This window comes from Halomonas sp. 25-S5, assembly GCF_029889845.1.
GTDB lineage: Bacteria > Pseudomonadota > Gammaproteobacteria > Pseudomonadales > Halomonadaceae > Halomonas.
This window is the reverse complement of record NZ_JARANV010000041.1, coordinates 1-9,308: the sequence shown is the minus strand read 5'-3', so window position 1 is coordinate 9,308 and position 9,308 is coordinate 1. Positions and strand designations below refer to the sequence as shown.

Sequence of the window (9,308 nt, the reverse complement as noted above, 5' to 3'; positions counted from 1 at the left end):
CCAGCGCCAGGGCAGCAGCGTGTCGAGATCGTCATCCTCGCCAAGCGTCGGCAGGGTCTCGAATACGAATTGCAGGTAGTCGTAGGGCGAGAGGCCGTTGGCCTTGGCCGTTTATGCCGTCCGCCGAACTATGCCGAACGGTTCTGTAGGCAGACCGCCATTTGCGCGCTTTTTCAGCGAGTTAAGCGGGCGTGGCCTCGGACTCCATTCGGCATAGTCTTGTGCATTACAGCGACTCAAGGAAGGCAAGTAGGTTGTCGCCCGGTCGGAAGCGAATTGGCTTGCCGGGCTCGTAGGGTTCAAGCTTGGCCAGGGCCGCTTCCTTGATTGCGAGATGGGCATGCAAGTAAGTCTGCGTTGTTTCGATGGATTCATGACCAAGCCATAGCGCGATCACAGAGCAATCGACACCGGCTTGCAGAAGCTCCATTGCGGCACTGTGCCTCAGCACATGAGGCAACACGCGCTTGGACGTCAATGATGGACATATCTGACTGGCGACGCGCACGTGCTTGGTCAGGAGCGCCTGGACGCTGTCAGCGCTAAGCCGCCCCCCGCGGACGTTCGGAAACAATGCTCTCCCGGCATAGCGCTCTGGTTCCTTGAGCCATGCCTTAAGGGCGGCCTGCCCGTTTGATGTGAGCGGTGTACATCGCTCCTTCCTGCCTTTGCCGGCGCATCGCACATGGGCTCCGGTGCCGAGGTGGATGGCATCCCTGTCGAGGTTGATCAGCTCGGAGAGACGCAAGCCGGTCTGAATCGCGATCAGGAGCAAGGTATGGTCGCGGCGGCCCAGCCACGTTGAGCGGTTGGGAGCAGCAAGAATTGCCTCGATTTCAGGCCGCGTCAGGAAATGCACCTGACGCTTGTCATGGCGTTTGCTCGGTATTGCGAGGACTCGCTGGATAAGGTCGCTGTAGGCCGGTTCCTCGAAGGACACGAACCGGTAGAAGGAGCGAATGGCCGTCAGGCGCAAATTGCGCGTACTGATGCTGGCGCCTCGCGCCGTCTCGATATCAGCGAGGAATGCGCTGATGAATGGCGCATCGAGATCATCGAGGCTCAGTGCTGATGGCGGCTTGCTCAGTTGCACCTGTGCAAACCTGAACAACAGTCGAAACGTATCCCTGTAGGATGCGATGGTGTTGCTGCTGACATTACGCTGTTGCATGAGACGCACGGTGAAATAGCGTTCGATGAGCGGGGCGACATTGGGGCGCGAGTTCATGACTGAGCCTCCCATCGCCGGTCTAGGCGCCGTGCGGCCTCTTCCATCAATTGCGGACAGGCCGAGAGATACCAATAGGTGTCGCGCACGCAGGTGTGGCCGAGGTAGGTGGAAAGCAACGGGAGCCGCTGTTCAACCTCAAGCCCATCGCGATACCAGCTGAGGAGCGCACGGATGGCAAAGCGATGGCGGAAGTCGTGAATTCGGGGACCGGTGTGCTCGCCCGCTCGTCGCAGCCCTATCTCGCGTGACAAGCGCCAGAAGACACGATAGACATACTGGTGGAGCAAGCGGCCACCGCGCTCGGCCACAAAGAAGTGCGGCCCGCAGTGCGACCCGAGGTGAGCATCCCGCCGCTCGGCGTAGCTGCGTAGAGCCGCGCTGGTCGTCGGATGCAAAGGCACCAGGCGCGACTTACCGAACTTGCTCTGTCGGATTGTCAGCGCGCCTTGGTCCAGATCGACGTCGCTGCGGAGAAGCCCGGTCGCCTCGGACAGACGGATGCCTGTCACTGCGATCAACCCAAACAGATAATGGTAGGTCCATCGCCGCAGGCCTTTTGCAGGGGGTAGGGCCAGAGCCGCCCTCAATAGCGCGTTGATCTCTGCATCGCTGTAGACATAGGGTCTGGCGCGTTTCAAGGGCGGCAAGATCCCTGTGGGCGGCACCTCCGTCTGTGGGTTGAAGTTGACGACATGGCGCGCGAAGCCACGCACATCGGTTAGTCGCAATACCCAGGAAGCGTGCCGTTCAGGCGGCAAGGTCGCCCAGGCGACAGCCAGCTTCGTGGTGATGGTCGCCGTTTCGTGGCGCTCCATGAAGGAGACGAAGTCGGCAAGCCGGCGCGCCTGATGTTGGTATTTGTATCCGAGCCCCTGGCGCATGCTCAGATACTGCTCGAGTGCGGACCGTAGACTGATCATTGCATACCTCCCGGCCAAGGAAGGCTCAATGTCCGAAGCGCCTCGACATCCACCTTCGCGTAGATGCGCGTCGTGTCATGGCTCTTGTGTCGCAGCAATTGGCCGATCTGCGACAAGGTCGCACCGCAACGGAGAAGCTCTGTGGCAAGGCTGTGGCGGAATATATGTGCCCCATGGTGTGCGAAGCCACTGATTCCGGCACGCTTGAGAGCCGCCCTGGCGATCATCGTGATGGCGCAACCGGAGGCGAAGCCGGCATGGGGTGCCAAGGTGCGGAGAAACAGCCGGCGGCACGTTGAAGCCGGACGGTCATCACGGAGGTAAGCAACGACGGCCGCGCCGACATCTGGGGGCATCGGCATCCGTGTCTGCTGCCGATTCTTGGCGCGAATGAGCATCGTCCCAGATCGCCAGTCGATATCATCCAGGGTGAGGGTCGCGACCTCGTTGGCCCGCAATCCAACCTTGGCCAGCATCATAAGGATGGCGAAGTCCCGCCGCCCTGACGCCGCCGTTCGATCACAAGCATCAAGGACCGCCTGAACCTGCACGACGGATAGATAGGTCGGCAGGCTTGAAAGCTTCCATCGCCTGATGGAAGGCACACAGCCGGCAAGAGGGAGCAAGTTCGACCCACTATGGTAGAGGTATCGAAGAAAGGCGCGCAGCGACCAGCACATCGCCTTCCCCGAGGCCGCGCTTCCGTCCCTGGCGTGGCGCTCGACGTAGCAGATGACGTCCTCCTGTCAATGGCCAATAGAAATGACCCACCAGCGGTCAATAAAAATGACCCACCCATGACCGTCAGCTGAGCGTCTTCTGCTTCAGCCGGTAGCTCTCCCCGCCGAGCAGGTAGAGGTGCGAGTGGTGGATGATCCGGTCGATGATCGGCACCGCCACGTTGTCGTCGTGGAAGAACTCCCCCCAGCTGGTGAAGTCCTTGTTGGTGGTGATGATCAGCGTTCGGTGCTCATAGAACCGGTTGATCAGCTGGAACAGTGCGTAGCGCGCCTGCCGGCTCATCGGCAAATATCCCAGCTCATCGATTTATGTGGTGCACCACATAACTGGACATATGTTGAGAACGTAGTTATGTGAAGTAGTCCGATAAGAATCACCTCCCTTGGCTGTTTGTCGAGCGCCACTCCACATAAACGAAGTCATGCCCAAGCGGTCATAAGGCCTCGAGCCAAGCGAGGACGGAGACATCGGCACGCCATGGTGATATGGCCGCCACGACATCAGGGTCGCCGATCGGGCCAGCGCGTTCTATGGCGTCACGTTTCGTCTCCAGATCGATTACGGCATACCGATTGGTGGTCTCAATACTCGCATGGCCCAGCCAATGGCTGATCGAGACGATGTCGACACCGGCCTGCAGGAGGTGAACGGCAGCCGTGTGGCGCAGCGTGTGAGGGTGTATGCGCTTGCGGGCTAGGCTGGGAGCCGACGTCTGTGCGCGCGCCGCATAGGCGCGAAGAAGGTAGCGCACCCCGAAACGGGTTAACGGCGCTCCTCGTCGGTTACGAAACAGTCGATCGGTGCCGGCGGCCGTGAGCTCCTGCTCGGCGAGGAGTACACGCAATGCCGCAGCAGTTTGCGGCCACAACGGGCAAAACCGTTCCTTGCGACCCTTGCCGTAGAGACGAAGTTGCAAGGGGCGCTCGAGCTGGAGGTCCATCGGGCGCAGATCGAGAAGCTCCTGCACCCGTGCCCCGGTGTTGAGCAAGGTGAGCAGCAGGGCGTAGTCACGACAGCCGACCCGCGTCTGTCGGTCGATGGCATTCAGCAAGGCACGCAGCTCTTCCCCTTCGAGGTACTCAACGACACGATGGCTTGCCCGCTTGAAGGGCACGCCGAGGAGATGTTGGCAGATCTGCAAGTGCTCGGGCGCGTAGCTGGCGGCATAGCGCGCAAAGGCATGGAGAGCAGCAAGCCGAGCATTCCGAGTGGCGACGCTATTGCCGCGGGCCGACTCGAGATGCTCGAGGAACGTGATCACCTCATCGGGCTGGAAGTCACTGAGGTCAAGGTCAACGACATCGCAGCCACGCGTCTCGGCAAGGTAGCGCAAGAACAGGATCATGGCATCCCGGTAGCTGAGGATAGTGTGACGACTCAGGCCACGGACTCCGGGGAGATGATCGGTGAAGAAGCCGCGAAGCAGGCCTGGGAGACTGTGCATGGTGACCGGGCGTGTCATGGGGCATCTCCTGCGTACGCTTCATCGATAAAGGGACGACAGTGGCGGGCAAAGCGTTCGCTGGCCGCTTCCGCAAAGGGTTCGAACATCGAGAGGTAGTAGTACGTGGAGACCACGGAGACGTGGCCCATGTAAGTGGCCAATGCCGGCAGCTTGGCCTGCACATCGACTCCTGCTCGATACCATCGCAAGAGGGCTTCGTGAGCGAAGCTATGCCGCAGGTCATGGACCCGCGGGAGCCTGCCGCTCGCCGTGCGAATATCGGCGCGACGAAAAATGTCCCGCAGGCCGCGCGCGAGACCGGCTCCGGTGTAGCACGGCAATGGCCGACAGGGGTGATACAGGAGTGGGTCATCACTGTCGCTGGAATAGTGTTGCCGCTTCACGAAGTATGCTTCCATCTCATTGGCCGCCGTAGCAGACAACGGCACGAGTCGAGATTTGTGGAATTTGCTGGCTCGAATTGTGAGCGTCCGCTCGACGAAATCGTAATCACCAAGGGTCAGCCCGACGACTTCGCGCCGCCTCAGGCCAGCGGTGTAAAGCAGGACGATGGCTAGGCGAAACACTTCCCGCCGCAGCGGCGAGGCCGGACTCGGTGGTAGCTCCTCGATGGTCCGCAACGCCCGGATGATTTCCTCGCGAGTAAAGAGGTGAGGGCGTGCAGCTCGGTGGGGTGATGGGAAGCCGCGAGGATCAGGCACGAAACAGCTGGGCTCGCTTCTTTGACGATAGAGGCAGAGGTTGCGGACGATCTGCATCCACGCACGTCGCACGCCCGGCGTAAGGTGGCTAAGGGTGGCGCACCAGGCACCAAAAGCGTCGGCCGTGCAGTCGGCATCCTGCGTGGCGAGGAAGGCGTCAAGATGACGGAGGATGTAGTGTTCGCGTGTGTACTGACGCCCGAGGGTTTGCTTGAGCTCGATATAGCGGGCGATGCAGGGGCCGAGGAGTGAGGCATAAGTGATCGGCGGATTCATGGGCGCGCCTCCGTTTTTTCATCCGCCGGGAGCTCGAGAGCGACGTCGCGCAGGTCATCCACCTGCAGTCGGAGATAGACACAGGTGCTCTCGGCGCTGCGGTGGCCGAGGAGATCCCCGATCGTCTTCAACGACAGTCCCTGCCTGAGCAAATGGATGGCGAGAGAATGCCGCAGGCAGTGCGGGCCCTGGTAGGCAATCGGCAGCCCTGTACGTCGCACCCAACCCTGGAATGCCTCTGTGACCGCTGTGGGCTTGAGGGTGCCAGCAGGCGCCCGCACACGTAGAAAGACTTCTCGACAAGACAACGCCGGGCGACCATCACGTAGGTAAGTAACGAGCGCAGCCTCCACTTCCATCGTCATCGGTAGTATCAAGGGCGAGCGAACCTTGCGTCGCTGTATATGAAGCTGTCGTGCGCGCCAGTCGATATCGTCTAGGGTCAGGTCGACGACTTCACAGCAACGCAAGCCATAGGTGATGACCATAAGAAACATCGCATAATCGCGCCGGCCCATGGGCGTAGAGCAGTCGATGCTCCGTAGGAATGCCTGGACCAGCTTCCATGGGAGTGCTCGAGGAAGGCGCTCACCACGATAGATGCGTGGCGTATCGATGCGACAATCAAGCTCATGTGGCACGCGTCCTTGGCCAGCAAGAAAGCGGAGGAACGATCGCAGGTAGGCGATAGTGTGCTGAAGACTCGCGCGCTCCAGTCGCTGACCAACGGATTGTATAAAACGCTCAATAGTATGCCGGTCAAGAGTACGGAGTCGTTCTACATCCTGGTCAACACCGAGGAAGGCAAGGAACTCACCGGCGGTTGCCATATGGTGCGTTACGGTCTGCGCTGCAAGCCCCCGAACTTGCTCGAGGTGCACCCGATACGGTGCGAGTACCACTTCATAAGAGGAGCGGCGTGGCGGCACCAAGGCCTGAATGCCTTTCAAATAGGCCGTCAACGAACGGACCACTGCCGCCAGTCCGATATCCTGCTGGGAGTCCTTCGGGGCATAGGCCAGCAACTGTTCGGCGGTCAGGTCTCCGACGCGCCGTACTCCATCTCGTCGGAGCACTTCGTCAAGGCGCTTCGCCGCACGGATGCGTTGGCGAACGGGTAGACGTGGGTAGCCTTGTGCGTAGAGCCATGCGATGAATCCATCGAGATAGGCACCCAGCAAGGGGAGAGGGGAAAACCGGGGGTGGGCCTTGGGAAACAATTCGGTCAGCATCGCAGCTTCCTCATGGAAAGCGCCCGAGCGGCGCATCTGCGATCCTACCGGTCCGACTTATGTGAAGTATCTGAATAAGAAACGTTGGCTGAACACGCTATTCGAGCTGCCACTGCACATAATTGGGTTCTCAACATATATCGATCACCAGGGCGTCGGCCTTGGTCAGCTGGTGGAGCTTCTTCTTCAGCTCACCCTTCATCTCGGCCAGCTCCAGTTCTTCGACCAGGTCGAGGGCGTTGCGGAACGTCACCCGGTAGCCGGCCTCAATGGCCTTCTGGCCGATGCCGATGGCCAGGTGGGTCTTGCCCACCCCCGGCGGGCCGATGAACACCAGGTTCTCGTGGTTGTCGAGGAAGGCGAAGTCGAGCAGGGCGTTGACCTGGCGCTTGGTGATGGTGGTCTGGTGCCGGTAGTCGAATGCTTCCAGCCGCTTGTCGCTGGGGAACCCGGCCTGGCGCCGGTAGAGGCCGATGCGCTTGGCGTCGCGGCGCTGCCGCTCGTGCTCGACCAGCATGTCGGCGAAGGTCAGGTAGGAGGCCTCGTTGGCCTCGGCCCGGGCCAGCAGGTCGATAAGGTCGTCGGCGATGGCACCGAGGCGCAGACTGCGGTAGCGCCCGGTGGTCAGCTCAAGCTGCCCCATGGGTCACCTCCTGCTGGCCGCTGGAGTGGCCAAGGCGGGCGTAAGGCGTCAGATCGGGCGGCGCGGTGCCGGTGGCCGGCACCGCCTCGTCGGTGTCGCGGCCCCGTGCCCTGGCCTGCCGGGTGGCGTCCAGGCGCTCCTTGAGCCTGCCGGCGGTGAGGCGCTCGCGCGTGACCCAGTCACTGATCAGCGTCAGATCCAGTTCCGGCTCGGCCTCCAGCAGGCGCCTGGCGCCACGCAACTGGTCCTTGTAGTGGCGCGGCATGGCCTCGCGCAGGCACCCGCAGAGCTGCTGCCCCAGTGCCTCGCCCAGGCACTGCGCGATGGCCTGCTCCAGATCGGTCTCGCGCTGCCGGTGATCGCGGTAGTGGTTCTCGTTGCGCGTGGTGTGTCCCTTGCCCAGGTGCAGGGCATGGGTGGCGATCACTTCTCCGCTTTCCAGGTCGTGCACCTGGAGCGTGGCGCCCTCTTCCCGGGCACCCACGCGGCCCTGCTGGTAGGCCATGGGCACCGAGTACTTGTTGGCCTTCCAGGCGATCAGGCCGGTCTTGTCGACCTGGCGCGGGGCCAGGCCATCGGCCTCGCGCCCCACGCAGGCCGGCGTCAGGTAGGGCCGCAGGTGGGCACGCTCCTCGGCGTCAAAGTGCGCCCTGGGCTGCCGGCCGGTGGTGCCATGGAGCCGCACGTTGGCCACCGTATCGAGCCACTCCTGGATATGCCGGCGCAGGTCGGCTTCATCGAGGAAGGTGTCGCCATAGAAGGCGTCCTGCTTGGCGTATTTCACCCCGGCCTCGACCTTGCCCTTGCTCTCCGGGTCGTAGCCGCAGCAGGCGTGGATCCGGAAGCCGGCGGTGGTGGCGTACTCCTGGAAGCGCTGATTCACTTCCAGCTCGCGGAACTGCTCGCTGATCACCACCATCTTGGTCTGGTCGTAGACGCACTCCTCGGGCAGCCCGCCGAAGTAGCGGAACGCCTCGTCGTGCAGGCGGATAAAGGTGGTGGTGTCGAGCGGCGTGAAGCTGACGCCCACATAGGTCAGGCGCGAATAGGAGAGCACGAACACCACGAAATGCACCGTGCGCCGCTCGCCGCCGATCTCCACCTCGCGCAGCTCGCCGGGATCCACCTGGCACTGCACGCCGGGGACCATGTCGAGTACCGGCTCGTAGTAGCGCCGTTGGCGGCTGGCGATGGTGGTCTTCATCCGCTGGACGTAGCGCCGCAGGGAGCGCTCCGACACGTCCAGCTCACCGAGCTTCTCGCGCAGCTTGCGGGCCACCTTGACGCTGCTCAGCCGAGGGAAGGCACGCAGCAGGTAGGCGATGTAGTCATAGTGGACGTCGAGCTTCTTCTCCCGTTCCCGATCCGTCTGCGCCGCTTCGATGGCGGCCACGTCCTGGCGCAGGTACTTGCGCACGGTGTTGCGGGAAATCCCCAGCTCCTGGCCGATGGCACGGATGGACAGGCCCTGTCCGTCGTCGTGTAATGCTTTGATCTTGTGAATCATACCCCAGTCCTTCACGTCCCCGTCCCGACCCTTGGCTGAGCCGATACGGTAGGTGGATGGTGGCAGCGCTGCCACCTCGGGGGTGGGGTCGGGTAGACCGGGCGATTGCTCGTCCCGGCCCCCCTCAGATCCGGGCATGCGCGATTGACGCACCCGGCTCCTCAACCATCAGTTTCGCTATCAGGTAAAACGGTGAATGATCCTGGCGCGCGGTAACGGGAGAATAGACAGCAGTTGCGCTGCCTTTTCCCACGAGAACCATCCTTTCTGCGAGCGCCTCCTGAGCCATTTGATCCATATGCGACGGACCATGTTCACGAAGCGCTGCAGAGCTTCGATGTTGTTGGTGATCCCGTAGTACGCGTAATGCCCGGTGACCTTTCGACAGAGTTGGCGGTGCTGTTCACGCAGCGGCCGATGACGGTTGGCTCGGCACCATAGCGAGATTCGCTTGAGGCCGCGCTTGTACCGATCCTTGGCTGTTTTCTGCTTGATGATCCAGCGGCCTCGCCGGGATTTTCCCCAATAGTAGGTAAAGCCCAGGAAGTCGAAGGTCTCGGCGCGCTGCTCGAAGTGCGGCCGGAACCGCACC

9 protein-coding genes and 2 pseudogenes are annotated in these 9,308 nt (G+C 61.9%); all 11 read right to left on the bottom strand.

The window, feature by feature from the left end; all coding sequences use genetic code 11:
* Positions 1 to 99, bottom strand: a pseudogene (locus OP498_RS17830) (transposase domain-containing protein); the annotation flags it as partial.
* A gap of 127 nt (positions 100 to 226) precedes the next feature.
* Positions 227 to 1,228, bottom strand: coding sequence for a tyrosine-type recombinase/integrase (locus tag OP498_RS17825; RefSeq protein ID WP_280554667.1), 1,002 nt, complete (start codon positions 1,226 to 1,228; stop codon positions 227 to 229).
* The gene (locus OP498_RS17820; protein WP_280554665.1) at positions 1,225 to 2,151 is read right to left on the bottom strand and encodes a tyrosine-type recombinase/integrase; all 927 of its coding nucleotides are present in this window, start codon (positions 2,149 to 2,151) and stop codon (positions 1,225 to 1,227) included. Before OP498_RS17820 ends, OP498_RS17825 begins: the two co-directional genes overlap by 4 nt.
* Positions 2,148 to 2,831, bottom strand: a complete 684-nt coding sequence (locus tag OP498_RS17815) for a site-specific integrase (RefSeq protein WP_280554664.1) — start codon at positions 2,829 to 2,831, stop codon at positions 2,148 to 2,150. Before OP498_RS17815 ends, OP498_RS17820 begins: the two co-directional genes overlap by 4 nt.
* A gap of 124 nt (positions 2,832 to 2,955) precedes the next feature.
* The gene (locus OP498_RS17810) at positions 2,956 to 3,189 is read right to left on the bottom strand and encodes an ATP-binding protein (protein ID WP_280554669.1); all 234 of its coding nucleotides are present in this window, start codon (positions 3,187 to 3,189) and stop codon (positions 2,956 to 2,958) included.
* 136 nt (positions 3,190 to 3,325) lie between these two features.
* Positions 3,326 to 4,354, bottom strand: a complete 1,029-nt coding sequence (locus OP498_RS17805) for a site-specific integrase (protein WP_280554663.1) — start codon at positions 4,352 to 4,354, stop codon at positions 3,326 to 3,328.
* Complete coding sequence (locus OP498_RS17800) at positions 4,351 to 5,334, bottom strand: tyrosine-type recombinase/integrase (protein WP_280554662.1); 984 nt, start codon at positions 5,332 to 5,334, stop codon at positions 4,351 to 4,353. The genes OP498_RS17805 and OP498_RS17800 overlap by 4 nt, the downstream gene beginning before the upstream one ends.
* Positions 5,331 to 6,566, bottom strand: coding sequence for a site-specific integrase (locus tag OP498_RS17795; RefSeq protein ID WP_280554661.1), 1,236 nt, complete (start codon positions 6,564 to 6,566; stop codon positions 5,331 to 5,333). Before OP498_RS17795 ends, OP498_RS17800 begins: the two co-directional genes overlap by 4 nt.
* Positions 6,567 to 6,696: 130 nt before the next feature.
* Positions 6,697 to 7,209 carry an ATP-binding protein gene (locus tag OP498_RS17790; protein ID WP_280554660.1) on the bottom strand — a complete coding sequence of 171 codons (513 nt, stop codon included), beginning with the start codon at positions 7,207 to 7,209 and terminating at the stop codon, positions 6,697 to 6,699.
* The gene (istA, locus tag OP498_RS17785) at positions 7,196 to 8,716 is read right to left on the bottom strand and encodes an IS21 family transposase (RefSeq protein WP_280554659.1); all 1,521 of its coding nucleotides are present in this window, start codon (positions 8,714 to 8,716) and stop codon (positions 7,196 to 7,198) included. Before istA ends, OP498_RS17790 begins: the two co-directional genes overlap by 14 nt.
* 180 nt (positions 8,717 to 8,896) lie before the next feature.
* Positions 8,897 to 9,308, bottom strand: a pseudogene (locus OP498_RS17780) (hypothetical protein); the annotation flags it as partial.